This is a genomic window from Proteiniphilum sp. (assembly GCF_034927365.1).
GTDB lineage: Bacteria > Bacteroidota > Bacteroidia > Bacteroidales > Dysgonomonadaceae > Proteiniphilum.
In genome coordinates this window covers 113,311-137,190 of the sequence record NZ_JAYFQD010000010.1, presented here as the reverse complement: position 1 = coordinate 137,190, position 23,880 = coordinate 113,311, and the positions used below count along the sequence as shown (strand labels likewise).

Sequence of the window (23,880 nt, the reverse complement as noted above, 5' to 3'; positions counted from 1 at the left end):
TATGGTTATTTTACATTTTGCAGTAAACATTGTAATCTTAATCTATCATTTTGCAAAAAAGTAACACGTCTTACTTTTAACGATATGTTAGCTTACAATACTTTTGTCTGAATATGAAATCCTTTCTACCGGTGAAAATACCGATTCGTCAGTTGATATTGTTATCATTATCTTTAGTTTTTAGCTTTTGTATATATAAGTATTTCTATTGGTAAGGCTACTCCGGGAATCAGCTTAAGATCATAGTGGAGTGCCTTCTGTCCATTTTTTTCAATCTCACCATAAGCTCCCGATATGGTAGCTTTGTTGGAATAGAGCCCTGCCTCGGCTCCATCCGGTAATTGAATGCCGTCGGGGAGATCATCGGGATCTATTTCTCCACCATTGGGTGGATCGGCTTTAAAAGTACCGTTACTACCTTCAAACAGAACCGTATTGCCAGATCCCTCTTTAACGTTCATAACAATGTCTACGTTCATTTCAAAAGGCATGGACCCAACTCTGAATTTTTCAAAATGAAGGCGTAAGCGGCCATCTCCCAGATCGTCAAAATAAATGGTGTGCTCTCCACTCGCCACGGGATTGGTTCCCATAAAGGCAGGTGTAATCTGAGCCGTATAAGTCCCGGCTAAATCGTATTTTTGAATCAGTTCTTTACCGTCCATTCCGTCATTATCCTTGCTGCAGGATATCAAAACCAGACCGAAGAAAAGGCCTAACCAATAAGTGTATTTTCTTTTAATCATATCTTTTTATTTTTCGTTTTTAATTCTTCACTCTTAATTCTCACCTATTCCTTTGTCATACTCAATAAAAACAATCCATCCGAAATATTTGCCAGTAATGTAAGCCTGTTTGCATCCAGATGTTGAATTTTAGCGTTATTGATTACCATTGGGCCTAAGGGAATAACCGTGTTGATAGTGATTACCCCGTTTTCATTTATAGACCAGGTTCCGGAGTTATGCGTAAATTGTAGGGGGCTGGTCACTTCGAAATGGAAAGTGTTGTCAGCTTTGAAGTCAAAATATTTCTGTGCCACGGTGGCGAACATATCGTAGGGTGGGGTGGCCGCTGTCTGTTTGATGATCACGCGGGATACTGTCTGGTCGGATTTCCACCGATGTGCCAGCATTAGTTGGCGGGCGTTATCCCATCCACCATTGTACGCTGCTTTAGCGGGTATTTTATCAAGCCTAACTGTTTCAGATGCCTTGTCATCTTTTGAAGCAAAGGCTATCAACTGTTGCTCGTAGTCGACCAGTTGGTCTACCGTAAAGCTGAAATTACCCGAGGCATCGGCCTTTATACTGCGTAATATCTGACCGTTAGTACCGTCGTAACGGAAGGTTACTTCACTGCCGGTATCTGCTTTCCCACTGATAGTGGCTTTATCGTCGGCTGTTGTGATCTTTATTGCTGACGGTGCACTGACGGAGATCTCCCGGGGGGTAGGGTCGTCTTTGGAACAGCTGTATTGAAACAGTACCAGGAGACTTACAATGAATATATGTTTTAATTGTTTCATATTGTATTTTAATCTTGATAATGAATATATTTATTCATCCATTCGGGCATATTTGTTAGCTTGCATTGACGAGTGATAAAAATAGCCGAGTAAAAATTATTCGAAGGATCATGGATTTCGTCTTCGGTAAGGTTGGGTGGAAAAATTATCTCCTCTAATATACCAAAATTAGAAGCTGTATAAACCCTGATTCGTTTTAGTTTGTCAAAATCATTTAAGTCCAAAATTCCGGATATATATGATATATCTATCTCCTCTATATTTGGTGGTAAGTCGATATCATTCGTCCCTGACAGTGTAACTTTTCGCAATTTGTGCAAATAGGATATATCTAGTTTTTGATGCGATTCAAAGGCTGAATATTTAAGATATTCCAAACCGGAAGGTAAGTGTAATTTGCTGTTGTCTATGCTATGTATTATCCCGCTCTGACTGAATGTGAAACTTTTCAAATTGATTAAATGGGATAAGTCAAGATCACTAAGCCTATAATTAGCCAGACTCAATGATTCAAGGCTTATAGGAAATGCCGGTTTCTCCTTTAATCCTTCCGCCTTAAAAGAGAGTCGCTTAAGGCCATCGTTAAATTTCATTTCAGTAACGAACGCCCCTCCATCCCCCGCAAGGGTAAGGCTCTCTAATCCGGATTCGGAGACATCCAGGGAGGTAAAACCAAAAGAGGTATCATAGGTAGAAGATATTTTCAATGACTGAATACCCTCATTTTTCAATACAAATGGATTGCGTGCACTTTTTCCGTTAATTTCCACTTCTTTTACTTTAAGGGAGTGGAGTACATCGTTGCTATTGTAACGGCTGATTAACCCTTCCAATTTGAATAGGTCGATCTCTGAATCCGGGAAAGTCAGATTTTCGATATCCATATCCTTTAGGGTAATCGTCTTCAGCTTGTTATTTTCCGAGAAATCGGCTACTAACTGGACCGGGCCATACTGCTCATTAGGAAAGTGTCGTTTGAAAAAATCTTCATTCTGGCTCCAGTCGAACCTTTCAAGATCAGGTAGATATTCCAATTCATGTACTTCCTCTGCTAAAGCGTAACTTATGATAAAAGTCTGAAGTTTAGGAAATTTGCTGAAACCTGACAAGATCCCTTTTGTTTTCGGGATATTTGCTTTCTCATTGATCAGGTATAACCACGTCCGTGTGGAAGGATCCGGCTCTGTCTCACTTGGTACGAGGAAAAAGAGCGTGTCATTTGCTGCATTTACATAAAACAGCGCTTCCCGGTCCGCTTTACTTTTGTATTCGTTATATACCGACATAATATTTTCTTTTGTTGTTGGATCTGTTATCCTATCAAGGATTTCTTTGACCTTATCAAAACGGTATATTTTTATAAAGGATATGGCACGTTCTTCTAAATAACTCTGGAAAGAGGGTGAGTTCTCATTGATGGTGACTGGTTTGTCAACAATAGTAAGCTCTTCTCTCGTGCAGGAAAGCATGATAGCTATTCCTAAGACCGTGAATAGGGTTATTCTTTTCATATTTCTGTTTTTTGCATTCATAGCTATTTGACTGATTTTACCAGGTCTTTGATATTTGTAGTATTCTCGATCTTTTCATCTACCTTGAAAAGGAAAGTGTAAAAGTTGGCATCATTTGATGTAATTCTGCACCAGACGCCATGATCCTCCCGTTTGATAACTTCGAAGACATAAAATCTTTTCGATTGGCTTCTTATGGGTGAATCTTTCAATATGCCATGGTACATAAGATTCGGCGCATTTATGGGAAAGCCGAAGAGTAATTCTCCTGCACTGTAGAAGAATTCTTCCTCCGATTCCAGAATGATCTTGTTGCCTTTCACTGACCAGCTGGCATTGGACACCCATTCCTTCTCGATTTCAAGGGATTTTTTATAGTCCTTTGTGTAACTGATATACGCTTTTCCACCTTCTTCAAATGTAAATTTCACGCCCGAGAATATATTGGGTGTCTGGGAGAAGAGATCGTCCACATGGGTTGAACGGACGATATTCTCATCAGGATATTTATTGGCATGATAGTTTTCCCAGTCGTAACGCGGAGATGCCCATGCGCCTATAAAATCATCGGCATTTATAGTTGTCGTTGACACCGGATTATTGGCGTACCATCCTTCATCGAATGTATCAAAACGGTAGTCTCCTGTATGGTTGGTCATAAAAGCTGTGAGCAACCGATTCCCAAAATCCATGGACACATTAAGTACGGCCACATTTTCCCTGGTCTCCAGATCGAGTACCTTTACTTTGATGATGGCTGATGAAACCGGGGTTTTGGTGTTGATGATAACCGTGTTCTCTTCTTCAGTAGAAACAGTCCATACTCCCTGGCAGTGGATATATACATGCGGAAAAACGGGCGGAATATAGAGCATGGTTGAAGTCCCGTCCCTATGCAATGTCATATTCAACCATGCCATACTGTAGAGCATGGATGCCATTGCTTCGGAAGGCTTTGGAATACTTAGAAGTGTAGTCCATTCTTCCTGAACGGTATTCATCCCGTCCCGGTACCATGTTACGTTGGTCAGTTTCTGAATAACCGGGTTACTCAGGTCAGGAGTGACCTGGGTATTGTATAGCGTTATCTCTTCTTTCTTGCAACCGGACCATACCAATGCTGTGAAGATTATTATTATTGGCAGTATTTGTCTCATTTTACTATATTTTAGTGACTTGAATATTATTGTATGGATAATGTAAATCCCTGATCAAAACCGATGAAAGCTTCAAGATAGTTTTTCTTATAGTCCTCTCCATCGTGATCAATGCTATGCAATACAGGGAACATATAATTAAGTATCCTCGGCTCTGTCAATAGAAGTTGACCCTCCCTGAGTTCATATTTGTACTCGTAATTCCAGACACGCTCCAGTTTTCCCGACTGATCCTCATAGTTATAATTATTCCTGATATGGAAGTGGAAAAAAATACGGTCGTCATATACTGCATACTTAAGCGGGGAAAGGAGGTCATCCTTATCCAGATCCTTTTCCTCCTGCGCACCTGCCAACGCTCCCGTTTTGGGAATAGCCGGCATAAAGAAAAAATCTTCATAATCCCAACTCTTGTCGTCGTGTAGGACGAAGTTGAAGTTGATGCTATAGAATGCCGAAAAATCGGGTTTATAAGCAAAGCCCATTCCTACCCACGTTTTATTCGTCAGGGATTCATCGGTTTTGTTCTGCGCCATAAATAAGGCTATTTGATCCTGGTGGAATGCCTTGATCTCCTTCATTTTCTTCTCGAACAACTCCAATTGTTCTCCACTTTTTACCTGCTCGGGAATACTTCCCCATAGCGTGCGGTTACTCAAATCTACCTCGTACATCGTTTTGTAGATTTCGAAAAGTGTCGTTTGATTATAGCCCCCTGCAATTTTATGGTGGTCGAGATTGAGTTGAATTGCCAACTTGGTGAAGGTATAGCTGTTATTTACTTCATTGTTCAACAAGAAGTTTTGAGTTTCGGTAATCAGTTCATCCCGCACAAATTGATTGTATTCGGTTTCAGCTCTAACCGGTTCTTTGAAAGCCAGATAGAAAAGTTCATCCAATCTTTCCAACTTCTCTTGTTTCTCCAGAAGCAGTAATGTCTCTTCGTCCAGATCGAGTTCTTTGGTGCAAGAACTGAAAATGGTCACTGCAAGGGCAGTGAATAAGAGTAAATATATATGTTTCATTTTATTGTTTTGTTGTGAATAGATCTTTAACTGTTATCAATCCTGTTGTTTAAATCCTCTTAGGCCACTCAAGGTTTTTAAAACCTTGAAGATGCTTACTACTCCAACTTTTATAAATATCCCACATAGCGATCAAGCCAACTCGGTGCATTCACAATGGTACTACCGGTAGGCAGGTAGAATGCCGCAGTGGATTGTAGACTTTTAGCACCAGCTATCACTGCTGCCTCGGTCAAGTTATTGGGCAAAATCAATGTAATCGGACGACCGGCTTGCATGAATATAGAATTCAAGTTTGTCAAATGGCTCAGATCAACCACATCACTATCGGTGAAGTCAGCGAACAACATTTCTAACTTCAAAAGCGAGGAAGGCAAAAGAGGCATTTTGTCAAATTTGGCCAGCTTCACGGCAAATGTTTTTAGATTGTGAAGGTCACTGTAATCACCATTACTCTTGATATGGATACTACTGCCAAAACTCATAAGCGCAAGTGATTCTAAACTTTGTGGAAACTGTACACTCCCAAAATCAAAATCTGCTTCGTGTATAATTATCTTTTTCAGATTGTCATGTGACCTGAAATCTTTGATTAATGTAGGGTATGGATGCTGAGATGAAATAGTCAATTCCTCTATGCCGATAGGCAATGCCAGATCATTATATCCCAGACCAGCCCACAACATTCTTTTCACATTCGTCGCCGTTGAAAAATCCTTATCTGGTAATGTATATGATACTAAATCAAGTTCTTCCAGGCTGTTTGGCAAGATAGGTTTGGCGCTTAGCCTGTCTGCACCAAGTCTCAGTTTTTGTAATCCTTCGTTTAGTTTGATATTCTCTATGTCAATTGCATAGAGATTCAGCAGGTTACTTTCGCTGACATCTAATGAAGTCAAACCGGAGACAAAGAATGACAGAGAGTCTATATATTGCGTTTTCAGCACCAAATCTCTTGTTTCGCAATCTCCACGTATTGACACTTTATTGGCAGCAATAGTGTTCAACACATCACCACTATTGACAATAGCTTCTCCTAAGTTAACACTTTTGATTTTGGTTGCAGGGAATTTCAAATTAGTTAAATCCACATAGCTGATATTTACCGTTTCCAACTTGTGGTTTTGGGAGAAATCAAAGTCCAAAGGTCTGGGAGCAAGTTCAACGTCGGGATAGAATTCCCTGAAATAGTAAGGCTCAAAAGTCCAGTTGAAAGTTTTCAATTCGGGTAAACCATTCAGGTCTTTGATACCCGTTGCCAGAGAGTTACCTATATCTACGGTCTCTACGTTAGGGAAATTTTTAAAGCCGTGGAGCACACCGATTTCATTGACCACCGCCTTTTGGTACAGATTGCTTATATATAGCCTTTTTGCTTCAAGTCGGCTGTCTATGTTGGGTGGAAAGAAAAATATTGTGTCTTTGTTCGGCTTCGCATAGTACAAGGCCTCGTTAAAAGCGCGGTTTCTGTATTCTGCCAATAGAGCCAAAACCCTTTCCCTCGCCACCGGGTCTTTGATCCTGTCTATGGTATTACCCAGCCGGTCGAACCGGTATTCTTTGATCAGCTGGATTGCACGTTCCTCCATGTATTGTTGATACTGGATAGAGTTTTCATCCAATTCGAGAGGATTGTTGATTGTGACAAGCTCTTCTTTGGTACAAGCCTGGAAAGAGGATAATGCCAAGAGGCTTATTATGCCAATAGTGAATATCTTTTTCATTGCCATGTGATTCCTTTATTGTTTAAAACAAGTCTTTAATGTGGATACCTTTACTCTCGTCAAATGTCGATTTCCGTAGAAATGCATAAAAGATTTCGGTCTTGGTGGTCGCACGCACCCAATAGCCTTTTTCTACCTTTTCTACTATCTCGATACTATACAGTTGCTTGGCGCGCGTACGGATTGCCGTAGGGCCATCATATCCCAAGAGTGTGAGGTTTGTCAAATGTGGAATAAACGCAAAAAGCATTTCACCAAAAGAGAAGAAGACCTCCTCGTCAGAGGTGACCAGTATCTTATTGCCATTGACCGACCATTTGGCATTGGAGTACACCGTTTGTCCTGCTTCGGTCCATGTATTGAAAACATTCCGCATCCCACTGCCCATATAGAGTATTTTCGCTTCCCCTCCTTTTTTGAGGTCAAAGGAAACACCACTGAGAAACGTGGGGGTACTGGAAAGCAGGTCTTCTATGTGGGTGTACCTGATCATGTCATAATCGGTGAGTCCGAACTCGTGGTCATCGTCATGGCCAGCCCATGTTCCGATAAATTCGTCGGGATTGATTGGCGCTGTCAAGACAGTTTTGTTGGCATACCAGTTGTAATCCAATGCCCTGAACAATACGTCTTGTACATAGCCAAATGGATTGTTGTTGGATAGTTCAGTTATGATCAATCGATCTCCAAAATCTACGGAAATTTTCACTATGCTGCCATTTTCTTTGGTCTCCATATTCAGGATTTTTATTTTCGCTGTCACACTGGAAACAGGTGTCTTGGTACTTATGACAATGGTATTTTCTTCTTCGGTAGACACCATCCAATTTCCTTTGGAATGGATGACAGCTTGCTGCGCAAATGGTGGTACAAACGTCATCACAGATGTACCATCACGGTACAGGATCAGGCCGGTCCAGGCATGGTGATATAATACCGATGACACATAGTCTCCGGGTTTGTAGATGTTGTTTTGGCTTGTCCATATCTGTTCAGTAGTTGTACTTCCAAAAGCAACCTCTTTGTACCAAACTATATTGGTTACCTTTTGGATCACAGGATTGCTCAGGTCTGGCGTGTTCTGTGTATTGTACAGATATATTTCTTCTTTCTGGCAACTTTGCGTAAAAAGCAATGCGCCAAAAGCTATAAGCAGGGGGATAATATGTCTCATTTTTTTTATATTTTATATTCAACAATAATTATTCGGCTGTCAGTGTAAATGACCGTAGATCTTCAAAATAGTACTCCTCGTAGCTATCATGACCATAGCCCATCGTATATAGGAAAGGATGCATAAACCGCATCACCCTCGGGTTAGAGAGTGTCAGTGCATCGCCTTCAAACACATAATCGAATTCATATATCCATTCTCTGTTGAACTTCAGGTCAGATGCATTTGGATTACTTTCCAGATGGAAGTAAAAAAGTATTTTATTGTCATAAGTTACGAATGCAGGTTCGGACAACAACTTGGGAGCAATTTCTTCCGGATAATTTGCCGATTCCTGGTAATTTAAGGTCTGGAAATCATGCCGCCCCAACAATGGATACAGGAAAAATTGCTCAATGTCCAATGTGCCGTCTGCCAAGAATTGGAAGTCATAATAAAGTATGAAGAAAGCAGAGAAATCCGGACTGATCGCCCATTTCATCGCTTTCCATTGTTTTCCGGGTAGCCTTTGGTCTATTCCTGCTGCATTTTTAATAGTGTTGATGTGTGCCTCGTAAAAAGCAGTTACTTCATTTACCCGGCTTTGGAACTTCGCCAGCTTGTCACCTTTTCGAATTTGCTGTGGTATCTCACCCAGCAGGGAACGGTTGAAGATGATGCTCTTGGATTTGGCTTCATAGAGCTTAAACAGCGAGGTTGGTATTTCACCGTTTTTTATTTCATCAAAATTGCTGTTCAGGCGAATGGCCAAATCGGTAAATGTAGCCTGCATACGCACATCATTATCTATCAAGAAGTTTTGCCCATCACGCAGAAGCTCCTCTGTAAAGTAGCTATCGTATTCGTCGCTGGCTTTAGCGGCATCTGTAAATGCCAGCTCAAACAGTTCATCCAATTTCTCTATCTTCTCCTGCTTCTCAAGAAGCAGCAGGGTCTCCTCATCCAGGTCCAGCGTATCCTTGCAGGATGTGAATGCGATCATGGTAATGGTTGTGGATAAGAGTAATAAATATCTCATTTTCATTGTTTTATTTGTTTTTTTCTTCATACACCTTCAAGGTTCTCAAAACCTTGAAGGTATATAAAATCGCTTAATAATATGTTACATGTTCCTCTATCCCATCGGGTGCATTGTGGATAATACAGCCCGATTTTACCCGTATCGGAGCACTCCAGGAAGCAATAGAACGGCTATTGGTCAATATCTCATTGGTAATACCGTCCGGCAAAGTGAGTTCTTCACAATCCGGCAAACCAAGAGAGATTAATTCTAAATCTTTTAAATCTTTTAGGTTTAACTTCTTTAATCCCGAAAGACTTAATCGAAAATCTCTAACACTGTTCGTCAATGTAATTTCCGAATCAGTAGATACACCTCCTGCTCCAATTTTATCTGCACTTACATTATTCAAGTTGCTATTGATAACACCATTGCTTACCGAGAACCATTGTGCCAATTTATGGCTTGGAAATATCATTTCAGTGATATCCACAAATTGTAGCTGTATCACTTCCAATTTACTGTTTTTTGAGAAATCCGCTTGGAGCTTGACCGGAGACAATTCCCTGTCAGGGTATCTTTCAATCATAACATGAGTCTGTATATCCCAGTCAAACAAGGTCATATCCGGCATACCTTCCAGCCCTTTGAGACCTGTAGCCAGACTATTCAGCATACTAAAGCTTTGTATTTTGGGATTGTTCTTAAAGCCATGAAGTACCCCCTCGGCATTGATGATATTCCGTTGGTTTTGTAAATCCCAAAAGGATGGTTCAAAATTTATCCTTGCCTGCACTGCATCCTTTGCTACGGACGGGAGGAAATACAGTGTGTCATTGGCCGGTGTTACAAAATACCATGCATCGTTTTCTGCACGTGTACGGTATTCTTTGTATATCGCCTCTACCTTGGCCTTTATTTGGGGATCAATGATACGATCCATAAGGTCGCCCAACTTGTCAAAGCGGTACAACTGTATAAAATTGATCGCCCGTTCGGCCAGATATTCCTGGTACCGGCGGGAGTTCTCGTCGAGTTCCAAGGGTTCGTTGATCGTGACCAGTTCTTCTTTGTTGCAGGAATGAAAAAGCAGCAGTCCCGCAACGGTCAATATGATGGATATTTTTTTCATTTTTCTTTGATTGAATGATATGATTACTGATGCGCTTCCCGAATATTGATGGTATTGTTACCATCGAATTCGACTTTTGACATAAAGACATAGAAGATAGCCGTCTTGGACGTGATCCGTGTCCAAAATCCCTTGTCAGTCTTACTAATCAACTCCATGCTGTAAAATTGTTTGGGCTGTATCCGTACCGGAGGGACATTGGTGAAATCATGCCTGCGAGGGTCTTCGCTTACATAGATCAGACCGTCAGCATAAGGTGATACGTTGAATAGTTCCTCGCCGATAGCAGAAAAATATTCCTCATCGGTCTCGATATAGACCTTATTTCCCCTGACCGACCATTTAGCATCGGACACCACTTCTTTGGTCGTATTGAGCAGATCTTTGTAATAATGCAACATCATATGCCTGTACGCGATCTGTGCCTTTCCGTCAGATCGTAAATTGAAGATTACCCCATTCAAAAATGTAGGAGTATTGGCCAACAAATCTTCCACGTAGCTCACGCGCTGCACTCCTTCCAAAGGAAATTTCTCATTTGAAAAAGTATTCTCATAGGCTATCGCTCCCGGCGAAGCCCAAGCACCGATAAAGTTCTCTGCTTTGAGTGGAGCGGTCTGTATCTGCTGTGTAGCAAACCAATTGTCATCTACGGCAGAGGCATAAGCGGGACTTTTCATGCTGTAATCATCAGGATTTTTGTTGACAAGATCGGTCGTAATCAGGCGATCTCCAAAGTCAATGGATACCTTGGCAATACTCACATTGTCCTTGACTTCCATGTTCAGCACCTTGATTTTGGCAGTCACAATGGATACCGGCGTTTTGGTACTCATGATGATGGTATTCTCTTCGGTAGTCGACACTTGCCAGTTGCCCTTGCAGTGGATGACAGTAGAGGAAACAAAGGGCGGTATAAAGAGCATATTGGACGTACCATCCCGATATAGGGTTAGTGTAGACCATGCGGCCTGGTAAAGTATGGACGATACAAAATCCGAAGGCTTGTATATATTGTTCTGACTTGCCCAAGATTCGCTGATGCTGGTCATATCCTTATACCATACGATATTGGTCATTTTTTGGATGATGGGATTACTCAGGTCAGGTGTATTCTGTGTGTTATATAGGAAGATTTCTTCTTTTTTACAGCCTGTAATTAGCAGGGCGACCAGAGAAATCAGTATAATGTTATATTTCATAATAATCGTTTTTTGCGTTTTTGTCTGATTTTAATTAGCCGTAAGCGGTATGCTTTCTCTCCATGCCTCGAAATAGTTCAATTCATAATTTGGCTCTCCATACCCCGTCACATACAAAAATGGGTGCATGTACAACATGATATGTGGATTAGAGAGCGTCAGTTGATTGTCTTCTACGCTGTAGTCGAACTCATACACATACTGCCTGTTGAACTTGGTAGAACCGGGGTGAGGATCGTAAGCTATATGAAAGAAGAACAGTATTTTATTGCCGTATGTCATAAATTCAACCGGTGCCAGCAGGGAGGGTTCGATGTCTTCTTTGAACTGGGATGATTCTTCCAATGACCAGACTCCTTTCATGGTGATCGTAGGGATCAGAAAGAATTGTTCGATATCCATGCTACCATCACTCTTGAGCTTAAAGTCAAAATTCACCACATATATTGCACTAAAATCCGGTTTGAAAACCCATGTACTGTATTGCCATTGTTTCTGCAGGACTTGGGAGTCGATGGTGTTTTTTGCCTTGAAATCCCGAACCTTCGCTTCGTAAAACTGATTGATCTCCGCCACACGGTTTTCAAACTTGTCCAACTTCTGATTTTTTCCGACCTGCTGTGGAATATCTCCCATCAATGTCTTGTTGAAAAGAGCGATTTCAAATTTCGCTTTGTAAATGTCGAACAAAGATGTAGTGGAGACTTCCCCTTTGACCTTCTCAAACTTCATGTTCAATCGTATGGCCAGATCAGTAAACGTATTCTGTATACGCACATCATTGTCCATCAAGAAGTTTTGCCCATCACGGAGCAGTTCCTCTTTGACATAGCGGTCATAATCGTCCGAAGCCTTCACCGGATCGATAAATGCCAGATCAAACAACGCATCCAACTCTTTCATTTTTTCTTGCTTCTCCAATTGAAGTAGCGTCGTTTCATCCAGATCCAACTCCTGATTGCAGGAACTGAAACTGCCTACTGCAATAACTGCAAGTAGTAGGGAATATATTTTGATTTTTTCCATTGATTGTATATTTAATAGTTTCTGTTATATTGTAAATTCAAGACTGACGCTCACATAGCGTTTCGGTTGTGAAAACCGGGAAATGGTTTTATTCCCTTCCCTAAAGAAATTTTCTATATGGGGTAGGAGTGCGGGATTGGTCAGTTGCCTCAAATCATCCCATCGCCAATACTTTGTATCGAAGATATTGTACACACCGGCACGCAGCATAAGATTGGGGGTGAACTGGTAGTAGCCATAGAAATCGAACGTGTAGGCATCACTCAGGAACAGACCGGGGAAGGTACGATGAATCTCCCTCTGCGCAGTACTTTCAATAAAGCGGGTCTCTTCCCGTTTTTTCGCCTGAAAGAAATTAGCTACAAGATTGATATTCCATTTTTCATTCCCGGAAAGATATTCCAACCCGGCGAAACCGGTCAACGGTTGTACGCCCAGCATACTGGTGCCATACGAGGTGTTACCCTTGGCGTAACCGGCAGCTGCATTTACGCTAAAACCGCGCAATGGAGCATATATCTCTTCCAAGCGCATATGTAACTTTACATCCAATCCCCAAAGATCGGCAGACCTGCGGTTGATATTCTTGGCGTATGAAAGATTTTTTGTGCTGTTATCGAGTTCATTGACAACCTGCAACGTTCCTTGTTCTATATCGATAAAATCTTTATAATCGGTCCGGTAGACATTGATTACATAGGTACCCAGATCGCCGCTTCCGGCAATTTCAATTTCATGATTCAATGAGGTCTCGGGTTTTAAATCACGGTTTGACAAGATCAGGAAGGAGGGCCATGAATTGAAATACTGGAAATACCGCTCTTCGGTAGTAGGAACACGGAAGCCGGTTGAGAACTTGTACGATACGTTCAGATAGTCGGAGAACCGATAGTTGGCCGTTCCCAACCACGAAATTCCCTTGTCGATATCGTCGATCTGGCTCTGGTTCATTTCAACATTCCCGATATGCTGCATCAGGTAGTCTATGTAATAGACATCATTATGATAATCCCAGTTCCGGTCGCGGGTATGAAAGAAGTCATACCGCACACCGAGGTAGAAGTTCAAGCGGGATGACATACGGATATTGTCTACCAGACTGATATGGTAATTCAACCGGTCGATAGGTCTCTGGAATGAATAAGCATTGATAAAGGTACCCATCGGTTCTCCAAATTCATATCGTTGTCCCATGCGGACAGTATAACCATCTACATTATTGGATGCCACCGGCCTTTCCACATCTACATTGCGGCTGTCGTTATACCTGTTTGCGAGGGAGGTGATAAGTGAAAAATTGTGACTACCAAAAGCAGAAGATTCAATCTCTTTAAAATCGATATTGGCCTTTACCATCTTATCCTTGATCTCCTGACCGCGATATTTGTCTCTTCTCCCTTCATAGATAAGCTCATAACTCCCCCCGCCGTGAAAGTTGGGGCGATAGTATTCCGACCAGGTAGCGGCATCGAGGAAGATGTCTTGTATATTGGCGCTTATATTGGTCTTTCTGAGTATGGAGAATTCAGGCGCGTAGGTGTAACTCAACGTGAACGAATTGCTTAACGTCTGATCATGTCCATAATAGTAGGGCTTGTCGGCCGAGGTAAATATATCCAATGGTTCTTGCGACCATATCTCGGAATCGACCCGTTTGTTGAGCATATAATAATGAAAATCGAGACGATGTTCGAGGGCGGGAGAGAAACCGACTTTCGCCAGTAACGTCTGCTGGTTGTATGACATGGGATCGACACGGGTGGTCGTTACATTGCGGGATAACTCCCCGTAGCCGAAATTCTGAATCTCATCGCCATACCGGTCGGCAAACATCAACAAACCGTCCCACTTGTTTTTCCTGAAACCGGCACCCACAAGATACATCCGCATCTTGTCCTTACCGTTGTAATTTCCCTGCACGGTAAGACCATACTCCTTGCCCGGCTGAATAAGGTCTGACGGACGTTTGGTTGTGTAGTCGACCGCCCCGCCCAAAGCACCGGAACCCACGGTAAAGGAAGCCGATCCCTTTTGGATATCAACGGCAGATACGAAATAGGGGTCAAACTCAACACGGGATGCGTTGGAAAGACCATAGGCACTGAACACCATATTCTCATGCACTTCAGGCTGCTGTATACCATCCACGCTGATTGCCACACGGTTGGCTTCCACACCACGGATAGCAAAGCCGCGTGTTCCACCACGGGTGCCCGAGTAGGAAATACTTACGCCGGGAATATAACGGATCAAATCCCTGATATCGGAGGTCATCTCTTTGGCTAACTGCACTTGCCCTATCTTGGTTTTACCAATTTCCTGTTTTATCCGACGCCGGGCAGTGACGGTAACCTCTTCCAGTGTCCGGTTCCGAAAAGTATCGAGTTCAACAGTCGTAGTATCTTGTTTTATCTCAACATGCTGTCCCACAACCGATGGGATTTGCATACATCCCCAAATAACAATGAACAATATTATTTTCTTCATACTTCCTGATTCATCAATTGGTAAGATATATTTCTTGTGAGAGGCCCGACAATAGCAGACTCCTTCCGTTATATTCGGCTTGTACTCCGACATCAAGCGTCAGATCAGGATCTTTGAACAGCAGGCTTTTAAGGGAAAGGACAAAAGTGCGTTCGCACTCGTTCCGTTGTGCCGGATCGGCAATCAACTCGCATCCCTCTTCCTGCTTCCTTTTGAAGGTGAATACGATATCCACGGGGATTCCCTCTTTTCCGGCTATATCGAGCGGATATGCCAGGATAGTGAGTTCGTCTGATTCACGGTTGTAGCGATATAACCGTCCTCTTAAATCGACTCGTCTATTTCGCTCTATTCCGTTCTCATTGAAAGGTATCCCCAAAAAAGGAGATGAGAAACTGGCTATTTCATTGCGTATATCAAACCATAGGTAGGCGCCGCTGCTTAAAAAACGGAAAATTTTGGAATACAACAGCGTGTTGTCTCCAAAGACCTCTACGGGATTATCCGCCGTAAAATCTTCATTATTGTTGAATTCCCGCTGGCAAGAGATTCCAGAAAGGGATACCAACAACGTGAATATTAGTATATAAACTGTTTTATTACGTTTCATATAATTGAATCATTATTATCATATTTCCCACTTCCTCCAATTGGCACATTGGCATATTAACCCTTTTTTCCTTTCACCGAAGCTTTTACGGGAACCGGCAACATTGGATCGATAAACAGTTCTATCATACCCGTTTTTCTTGCATATTTGCCTATCAGTTCCGCATCATCGCTTTCCGGGAGAGGAGCACCGATAGGTCCATCATCATTTGAAGTACGCACGATACCATCCGATCCCCGGATATAGATGGTGTCAACAGTAGCCTCCAGCAAACATTTTATCTTGACCGAAAGCTGCAGGGGCATAAAAGCGGTATTGAACTTGTTGAAATAGACATTTACCGCTCCGCTGGCCAGGGAATCGATATGAATATCTTTTTCTCCACGGGTCAAGTATAGTTGAGGAATGGTTCTTGTCTCATCATCGTAGTATATCAGTCCTATCTCGCTTGCATAGATTCCTGACAGTTCTTTTGCGAACGTCTGGGTCCCGTAATCCTCATTCAAATAATCGTCTCTGTCCGGCAACAATTTCTCCTGTCCATAGTCGGGTGACAGATGGTCTTCTCTCTCGCATCCGGGTAGAGAGAGAAGGATAATTATGATAAGAGACAACTGTTTCAACATATTCAATTATACTTTTCTTGTCAAAAAAGTTATAGCCCTCAAACTATCTTCATATTTACGGAAAATCCGGCGCATACCCAGCACTCTACTTCGCAAGGATGGGTGTGTCAATACATTAAATCCAATTTTTATCGTCCTGAACACACCTTCATCATTTATAACCCGTTTCGGTTCTAACAGATGCATATGGTTCATATGATAACTCACCACTTCCAACCCGGCTTGGACAAACAGTTCTTTCCATTCCGGTACGGTGATCGGCCGGGCATTCACCTGGATTGCATTGGCCAGATCACGATAGATTTCCTTTTTCAATGTGTCAGATACATTGTCGGGAATCAGGCATATTTCATGAATTGCGTAATACCCTCCGGGACGCAATATCCTCGCTGCTTCCGAAATAATGATGCCTTTATTCTTGTTGCTTTGCATGGTGAGCATCGCTTCACAGTACACCTTATCCACACTTGAGTCGGGAAGTGTTGACTCCACGGCATTGGCTACTATAAGACGCATCTTATCGTATTTTACTCTGTTTCGGACAATATTGGCCGCCTCTTCGTTAATCTCAACAGCCGTATACGATTTGGGAGAGAAAGAGCAGATTTTCTTGGCGGTCAACCCTAATCCGGGAGCAAATTCCACTACATCATCTTGGGTAGAGATATTTAAACTCTCTATCATCTTTTCGGTCAGTTCAATCCCTCCGGGACGAAGTACTCTTTTACCCAGTTTGGCCAGGATCCAATGACCCTGTTTTATGTTGAGTTTTTTTTCTGTTTTTGCCATCTTGTTTAATTTATTAGTTTGCCATCTATATTTTGTTGTTAGTTTTATTTCTTTAAAATGAATAGCTTACTCCTGCATAAAATACCCGTGTAGGTCCAGGCATGAAAAACGCCATATTTTTTGATGAGAAATCAGGAAAAGGGATGGCGGGATTGTGGATTTCGTCGCTAATCACATAATTTGCTGCATAATATTTGTTGAAAATATTTATCCCTTCAAGGTAAAGGGTACAGTTATCAATACCTTCAAAACCTATTCGAAATCCGAAAATTGAGAAAGGTGGTTGTTCCAATGTATTGGTGTGATCAATTGGGGTAGCTTGGGGTTGCCATTCTGCATTAAATTCCAGAAATCCTAAACCGGGATATCGGTATTCTAAAGCGCTTGTCAGATAATGCCGCGGAATACCGGCTAGGCGGTTTCCTTTATATTCTCCTGAGGTAAAACGGAAATGGCTGTAATTATACATCCCTTTCAAACTAAAGATATCTTCCTCCTTTGCCGAGAAGATCCCTTCTAAGGGGACAATACTGAATCCCCATTCCAATCCTGTATGGTTAGTTTGCGGGTAATTACGCGTTTTTTTTACACCCAATACAAAATCTTTTACCTCTAACAATTCATTTTTTACCCAAGAATGATAGAATGAGAGATTCCATGCATAGCGTTTCCCCATACGACGTGTCCCCACTTCAATGGTAGTGGCTGTTTGTTTATCTAATTCCACCACAAATAATTTCTTGGGACTGGTATTGATATTTTCTGATACTTCAGTACCGATCAATTCATCGAACGTCGGGGGTTCGTAACTCTGGCTTATATTCGCAAAAAGTTGTATGTCTTTTTCTATCCCTATGTTATAAATAGTTCCAATACGTGGATTCAAAGCATGATATGTCTGTATCTTAGTCATATTCCCGGAATAAAAATAGCGGTATTTATGCGAAGAGTGGCTATACCATGGGCGTAAATCAGGAAAAGGAAATATATCCTGACTATTACGTTCATTGTATACTATCTGCAGGTTTCCTACAAGTTGTAACTGATCGGTTAGTTGCCAGTTATCCTCTATATATAGAGTTGCGTTGAGAGCATGAAGATGATCCCATGAAAACATAAATGAATCAAATCCATCTTTATTGATATGTCCGCGCCTGTCTGTGAAACCATAGCTGCCTAAAAAACCTGCCGTGATAGAATGTTGGTTCCAATTGCGGCTGAACTCTGCCTTCGCTCCCAAGTCGTGATAAAACGAATGTTGGGTGGAGATTACAATCGGAAAAACAAAACGGTCATCGGCATATTGATACGAGGCAGACAATAATAACCTGGAATCATTTGAAAGACGAAAAACTGTACGGTCGGCAATACGAAACAGACTAAGTTCCCGTTTGGGTTTGTCCCGAAGGATATTGGGGCCCATCGCATACGGTAACATTACTCCGGGATTTACCTGTGTAGGGTCATCGAGCAGCGCCTGCATGGTTAATGGACCTGGAATATCGAAATTAATATATGAATAACTGAGAAAGAGGCGGGTTTCGATATCCTTGTTGAATCTGTATCCAACATTGCCCAGCAGATTGAATTTTTCATTTTTATTATGCTGTCTGAATCCATCCTGTTTCCCGATGGAGAGAGTCCCACTAAGATCCCATTTGTCCCAATGGTTACTGTAGCGTAACAAACCGGAATAATAATCATGTGTTCCGATCTCTATTTTTGTAAATAATCCCGGAGCACTTATGCCGGTATAAGTATTGAAATTGATGGTCCCTCCCAAGGTTGCAGCACCGTAACGAAGGGCGTTTGCTCCTTTCAACACTTCTACATATTGGGCTGATGAAGGATCAAGTACACCCGTAACATACGATCCATCCGCAAAGTTGACAGGAATTCCGTCCTGCGACAGATACACTCCTCGTCGTTGAGGATTACTTTGGATCCCACTGCCGCGGATATTCAAACGGGGTAGGTCATTAGACCCGAAAGATTCCTGGATCATAACCCCTGGTGTATAGCGCAGAGCATCCTTAAATGTTTCCAGACGCCTAACCGCCGGGTCTATTTTGACGAGAGAAGTGCCTCCTGCTATCCGTTCATGCATCTGTTCCAATAACCTGAACGAAGGGCTCGTAAGGCTTTGCCTGGACGAGACAACTACCACTTCATCCAATAAGACACTGCGAGCTTTCAGAGTGGTATATTTTTCTAAAGAGAGAGAATCAACGTCAACTGCCTCATGAGTTATGGGTAAACCTTTCCCATCCCTTACCGTAGCCGTTGTATTTTGTTGTTGACCATAGGTTAGGAGTGGTAATAATAAATAAAATAAAGGAATAAATAACCTATATATATATTGAAAAAACATTGACTTTTAATTCAAAAGAGAAAACAATCGACCGATAAGAATGTTATCCGAAAATCTGATAGATAACCCATAACAAATTACACGCCTCATCATCGCTTACAAAAGTAAGAGCCGCATAAAGAGAAATCAATACCAATAAATGGCTATATTCAGAATTCTTTATGGCACATTTAAGGTATTTTTTTTATAATTTTAGCATTGTGTACCCTTTTGATTGGAGTTTATTTCCAAAAATGCAATTGAACAATCAGGAAAATGATTATTGCTATTTACGATTTTATACCGTCTAAAGCTTGTTAGAATCCCTTTCGGATTCGACCCTTTTTGTTGTTATCTGTGATTTTATACCGTGAGACTCCCTATAAATAGGTGCATTTTCTGAAAAAAATCCCAATTTTAAGGGATTGAAATCATTCTATCGAAGCAGTAATTTTGTGAAAAAATATAAACACGATGCGGCCTATGAAACAAAATATATCCACACTAAGCTTGTTGAGAAGTTATATGGGGAAGAAAGGTGCTCTGATGCCTTTCTCTATTACACTCTCTGTTTTGGGAAATCTGGTAGGGATAATACCGTTCGTATGCATATGGCTTATTATTCGCCTGTTATTCATACAGGGAGCCTCAGCGACAGAAAACGAGATTGCACGTTATGCCTGGTGGGCGTTTGGTTTTTCTATCCTGTTTATCCTCTTTTATTTCGCCTCGCTGATGTTATCGCATCTGGCTGCTTTCCGTCTTGAACGTAACCTGCGTTACTCGGCCATGCAAAAAACAGTACGCATGCCGTTGGGTTTTTTTACGGGAAACAGTAGTGGTAAGATGCGGAAAGTGATTGATGATAATGCCGGTATTGTTCATACGTTCGTCGCTCATCAATTGCCCGACCTGGCCGGTGGCATAACGGTGTTTATTACCACGCTGATACTGTTGCTCGTATTCGATTGGAGGCTGGGAATCGCCTGCCTGATCCCACTCATGATTGCTTTCGCACAATTCTATATGATGATGGGGAAGCACTACGTTGCCACTATGGGACGGTTTATGACTTCGCTCGAAGCGATGAATGCCGAAGCAGTGGAGTATGTGCGCGGAATTCCCGTGGTAAAAGTGTTCCAGCAATCGGTATACACCTTCAAGCGTTTCTATAATAGTATCATGGACTATAACAAATGGGTAAAGGAATATTCGGTGTCGATGCGTAAGCCGATGCTGATTTACACCCTTGCCATTAACGGATTTGCTTTTCTGCTGGTGCCACTCGCTATTATTCTGATATATATCGGAGGAAGTTGGCAACAGGTTTCATTGAATTTGATTTTCTACATACTTATCACACCCTTTTTCGGGCAATGTATCATGAAGTTGATGTATGTACTCGATGGTTATCGTCAGGCGAGAGAAGCTGTAGGACGGATTGAATCGCTGACAGACCTGAAGCAACAGCTTGTCACTTCACAGCCCCCTATGCCCATGCCGGCAACATACGATATCTGTTTTAACGATGTTTCTTTCCGCTACGACGGGGCTTCAAAAGATGCGATTTCTCATATCAACCTGATAATTCCACAAGGGAAGAGCGTGGCGCTAGTAGGTGCTTCGGGAAGCGGGAAAACAACCTTGGCCCGGCTTATAGCCCGTTTTTGGGATACCGGTGATGGTGTAGTATCTATCGGTGGTGTGAATGTAAAGCAAATCCATCCGGCAGAGTTGATGAACCATATATCTTTTGTTTTTCAAAATGCAGAGCTTTTCAAAACCTCCATCCGTGAAAATATTCTATATGGAAGGTCTGATGCTGCGCCGGCAGATATCGACCGTGCCATCGATCTGGCACAATGCCGTGAAATTATCGACAAACTGCCCGCCGGCATCGATACAAAAATTGGAACGGAAGGTATTTATCTCTCTGGTGGCGAACAGCAACGCATCGCTTTGGCAAGGGCTTTTCTGAAAGATGCACCCATCGTCCTTCTCGACGAGGCTACCGCTTTTGCTGATCCCGAAAATGAACAGGAGATACAGCAGGCGTTACAGCAACTGATGCATGGTAAGACCGTGGTGATGATTGCTCACCGTCTTACTTCGGTAACCGATGCCGATATGATTGTCGTGATGGAAGAGGGCGGCATCGCAGAACAGGGAACCCACGTGCAGTTGCTGCAAAAAGAGGGACTTTATAAATGTATGTGGAATGAATATCAACAATCAGTCCAATGGGACATCAAAACAACGAAACATGCTTAAATATATACAAAACAGGTTTGCCATGAGTGAACAAGGTGCCAGGGATTTTATGAAAGGGGTATTATGGACTACTTTGCAAAACTTCTCTTTTATGTTGCCGGTAATGCTGGTATACCTCTTCCTGCAACATTTCCTTTCGCCTTATTTGAATGGGCATGAAGCCGCGACAATTTCCATATGGTGGTATATTGTGTTCAGCCTTTTGGCTGTCGGCATCATTTGTATTGTTGCCCACTTCCAATATAACAATACCTATGTGAATGTCTACAATGAAAGTGCCGTGCGTCGTATATCGCTTGCTGAAAAACTACGTAAATTACCTCTATCGTTTTTCGGGGAGAAAAATCTGTCCGATCTTACCTCCACCATTATGCAGGATGCTACCGATCTGGAACATACCTTTTCACATGCTGTTCCGCAACTGGTAGGTTCGTTTATCACGTTGCTCTTGGCGATGGTGGGGTTGGGCTTTATGGACTGGCAACTGGCGATCGCTGTCTTCTGGGTCGTTCCCGTAGCAGTAGCGGCTCTCTTCATCACCAAACGGATACAAACCAAAGAACATCAGACAAGTTATTTGCAGAAACGCGCTGTCACCGAGAAAATACAGGAAGGTATCCGGCAGATTCAGGAGATCAAGTCATATGGTCAGGAAGATGTATATCTTCAGGAATTATCAGTGGAGCAGGAAAAGTTTGAGAAAGGGCAGGTTAAAGGAGAATTGCTCATCGGTGTGATTATTAACGCAGTACATGCACTTATCAAGTTGGGGATACCCACGCTGATACTGTTAGGGACGACCTTGCTGATTTCCGGAAAAGTTGATTTCCTGACTTTCTTATTCTTCCTGATCCTCTCTTCTGTGATCTTCAATCCACTGCTGAATGCGTTGGAACATGGAGCAGTCCTGTTTTTCCTTGATGTCCGAATCAACCGGATGAAAGAGATTATGGATTTACCGGTACAAACCGGCACCATTGATTATGACATGAACGATTATACCATTCGATTCGACCATGTCGGCTTTTCCTATAAAGATGGTGAAGGGAAAGTGTTACAGGATGTCTCATTCAAAGCTTGCCAGGGTGAAGTGACTGCATTGATCGGCCCTTCGGGTGGTGGTAAAAGTACCGCTGCAAAACTGGCTGCCCGTTTCTGGGATGTAAATAATGGTGTTATCACGTTGGGTAGTAAAGATATCACTACGATTGATCCCGAAGCTTTGCTCGAAAATTATTCAATTGTTTTTCAGGATGTAGTGTTATTCAACGGATCGGTGATGGACAATATACGTATCGGTAAGAAAGACGCGAGTGACGGAGAGGTATTGTGCGCGGCACATGCAGCCCAGTGCGACGATTTTGTGTATAAGCTTCCGGATGGGTATCGTACTATTATCGGAGAAAATGGCAGTACTCTTTCGGGCGGTGAGCGTCAACGCATATCGATTGCCCGTGCACTATTGAAAGATGCGCCTATCGTATTGTTGGATGAAGCTACCGCTTCGGTGGATGCTGAGAACGAAACCAAAATACAGACGGCTATTTCGGAACTGGTAAAAAACCGTACAGTCTTGATTATCGCTCACCGTATGCGCACGATAGCGAATGCGGATAAGATCGTCGTACTGGAAAACGGACGAGTGACAGCAACCGGTTCACCCTCGGAACTGATCAAACAGAATAGTCTTTTTACCAGGATGCTTCGAATGCAGTCGTCCGATGTATATTATTCTACGATATCCACCAGCTCAACTTCGAAAACCAGTGTAGTGTAGGCGGGGATACTTCCTTGTTTTGTTTCTCCATATCCCAGTTTCCAGGGAATCCATATTTCCCATTTATCGCCTACCTGCATATGTTGCAAGGCAGTGGCAAATCCGTCGGCAAACTCGTTTACTCTTTTGGTAAGCGATGCATTCCTATCGGTAGAATCGAATATTATTTTGTTGTAGACTATATTGCCTCTGTCATCTTCATAGGTATCCTGAGTTCGGGACCAGTCTCTTTTGAACCATCCGGTATAGCGTATTCTCACCTTGTCGGTAGAGTAGGGTTTTGCCCCGTTTCCCGACTCAATCTCCCTGTACATGATATGTCCGGCCGTGGATGGTGAATTGATCTTGGTGTATTTTGAATCGGCGGTAATCCTGGCGAATTGTGCTTCGTTATCAAGCTTCCATTGGTCGTCAAACGTTTCTGTCTTGTCGCATGAAGCAAAGAGGATAAGTACACAAAAACTGAAAATCAGTGATAGTAGTTTCTTCAT

General features: G+C 42.2%; 19 protein-coding genes. 2 read left to right on the top strand and 17 right to left on the bottom strand.

Annotated elements, in window-relative coordinates; translation table 11 throughout:
* Nucleotides 1–173: 173 nt before the first annotated feature.
* The 16 genes from VB073_RS07720 to VB073_RS07645 all read right to left on the bottom strand — a co-directional run bounded on the left by VB073_RS07720 (nt 174) and on the right by VB073_RS07645 (nt 19,362).
* Nucleotides 174–746, bottom strand: a complete 573-nt coding sequence (locus VB073_RS07720) for a hypothetical protein (RefSeq protein ID WP_323403581.1) — start codon at nt 744–746, stop codon at nt 174–176.
* Between the two features lie 44 nt (nt 747–790).
* Complete coding sequence (locus tag VB073_RS07715; protein WP_323403580.1) at nt 791–1,528, bottom strand: Ig-like domain-containing protein; 738 nt, start codon at nt 1,526–1,528, stop codon at nt 791–793.
* A gap of 8 nt (nt 1,529–1,536) precedes the next feature.
* Nucleotides 1,537–3,039, bottom strand: a complete 1,503-nt coding sequence (locus tag VB073_RS07710; protein ID WP_323403579.1) for a hypothetical protein — start codon at nt 3,037–3,039, stop codon at nt 1,537–1,539.
* A gap of 23 nt (nt 3,040–3,062) precedes the next feature.
* Nucleotides 3,063–4,196, bottom strand: coding sequence for a hypothetical protein (locus tag VB073_RS07705; protein ID WP_323403578.1), 1,134 nt, complete (start codon nt 4,194–4,196; stop codon nt 3,063–3,065).
* Nucleotides 4,197–4,222: 26 nt separating this feature from the next.
* Complete coding sequence (locus VB073_RS07700) at nt 4,223–5,221, bottom strand: hypothetical protein (RefSeq protein WP_323403577.1); 999 nt, start codon at nt 5,219–5,221, stop codon at nt 4,223–4,225.
* A 110-nt stretch (nt 5,222–5,331) separates the two neighbouring features.
* A complete protein-coding gene (locus VB073_RS07695) occupies nt 5,332–6,945 on the bottom strand; it encodes a hypothetical protein (RefSeq protein ID WP_323403576.1) in 1,614 nt (537 codons plus the stop codon).
* Nucleotides 6,946–6,967: 22 nt separating this feature from the next.
* A complete protein-coding gene (locus tag VB073_RS07690; protein WP_323403575.1) occupies nt 6,968–8,119 on the bottom strand; it encodes a hypothetical protein in 1,152 nt (383 codons plus the stop codon).
* Between the two features lie 28 nt (nt 8,120–8,147).
* Nucleotides 8,148–9,137: a hypothetical protein gene (locus tag VB073_RS07685; protein WP_323403574.1), complete on the bottom strand. Its 990-nt coding sequence runs from the start codon at nt 9,135–9,137 to the stop codon at nt 8,148–8,150.
* A 73-nt stretch (nt 9,138–9,210) separates the two neighbouring features.
* Complete coding sequence (locus VB073_RS07680) at nt 9,211–10,251, bottom strand: hypothetical protein (RefSeq protein ID WP_323403573.1); 1,041 nt, start codon at nt 10,249–10,251, stop codon at nt 9,211–9,213.
* A 23-nt stretch (nt 10,252–10,274) separates the two neighbouring features.
* On the bottom strand, nt 10,275–11,453 hold the full coding sequence (locus VB073_RS07675; protein ID WP_323403572.1) for a hypothetical protein: 1,179 nt from the start codon (nt 11,451–11,453) through the stop codon (nt 10,275–10,277).
* Nucleotides 11,454–11,483: 30 nt separating this feature from the next.
* Nucleotides 11,484–12,479: a hypothetical protein gene (locus VB073_RS07670; RefSeq protein WP_323403571.1), complete on the bottom strand. Its 996-nt coding sequence runs from the start codon at nt 12,477–12,479 to the stop codon at nt 11,484–11,486.
* A 24-nt stretch (nt 12,480–12,503) separates the two neighbouring features.
* Entirely contained in the window at nt 12,504–14,966 is a 2,463-nt protein-coding gene (locus tag VB073_RS07665; protein ID WP_323403570.1) for a TonB-dependent hemoglobin/transferrin/lactoferrin family receptor, read from the bottom strand.
* A gap of 13 nt (nt 14,967–14,979) precedes the next feature.
* A complete protein-coding gene (locus tag VB073_RS07660; protein ID WP_323403569.1) occupies nt 14,980–15,576 on the bottom strand; it encodes a hypothetical protein in 597 nt (198 codons plus the stop codon).
* A gap of 56 nt (nt 15,577–15,632) precedes the next feature.
* The gene (locus VB073_RS07655; protein WP_323403568.1) at nt 15,633–16,202 is read right to left on the bottom strand and encodes a hypothetical protein; all 570 of its coding nucleotides are present in this window, start codon (nt 16,200–16,202) and stop codon (nt 15,633–15,635) included.
* Between the two features lie 6 nt (nt 16,203–16,208).
* The gene (locus tag VB073_RS07650) at nt 16,209–16,991 is read right to left on the bottom strand and encodes a class I SAM-dependent methyltransferase (protein WP_323403567.1); all 783 of its coding nucleotides are present in this window, start codon (nt 16,989–16,991) and stop codon (nt 16,209–16,211) included.
* Between the two features lie 52 nt (nt 16,992–17,043).
* Nucleotides 17,044–19,362 carry a TonB-dependent receptor gene (locus VB073_RS07645; RefSeq protein ID WP_323403566.1) on the bottom strand — a complete coding sequence of 773 codons (2,319 nt, stop codon included), beginning with the start codon at nt 19,360–19,362 and terminating at the stop codon, nt 17,044–17,046.
* Between the two features lie 462 nt (nt 19,363–19,824).
* On the opposite strand from VB073_RS07645, the gene VB073_RS07640 reads away from it, so the two are divergent.
* Complete coding sequence (locus VB073_RS07640) at nt 19,825–21,612, top strand: ABC transporter ATP-binding protein (protein ID WP_416349513.1); 1,788 nt, start codon at nt 19,825–19,827, stop codon at nt 21,610–21,612.
* Nucleotides 21,605–23,389, top strand: a complete 1,785-nt coding sequence (locus VB073_RS07635) for an ABC transporter ATP-binding protein (RefSeq protein ID WP_323403564.1) — start codon at nt 21,605–21,607, stop codon at nt 23,387–23,389. Before VB073_RS07640 ends, VB073_RS07635 begins: the two co-directional genes overlap by 8 nt.
* Here VB073_RS07635 and VB073_RS07630 read toward each other — a convergent pair.
* Nucleotides 23,341–23,880, bottom strand: a complete 540-nt coding sequence (locus VB073_RS07630) for an FKBP-type peptidyl-prolyl cis-trans isomerase (RefSeq protein ID WP_323403563.1) — start codon at nt 23,878–23,880, stop codon at nt 23,341–23,343. The genes VB073_RS07635 and VB073_RS07630 overlap by 49 nt on opposite strands.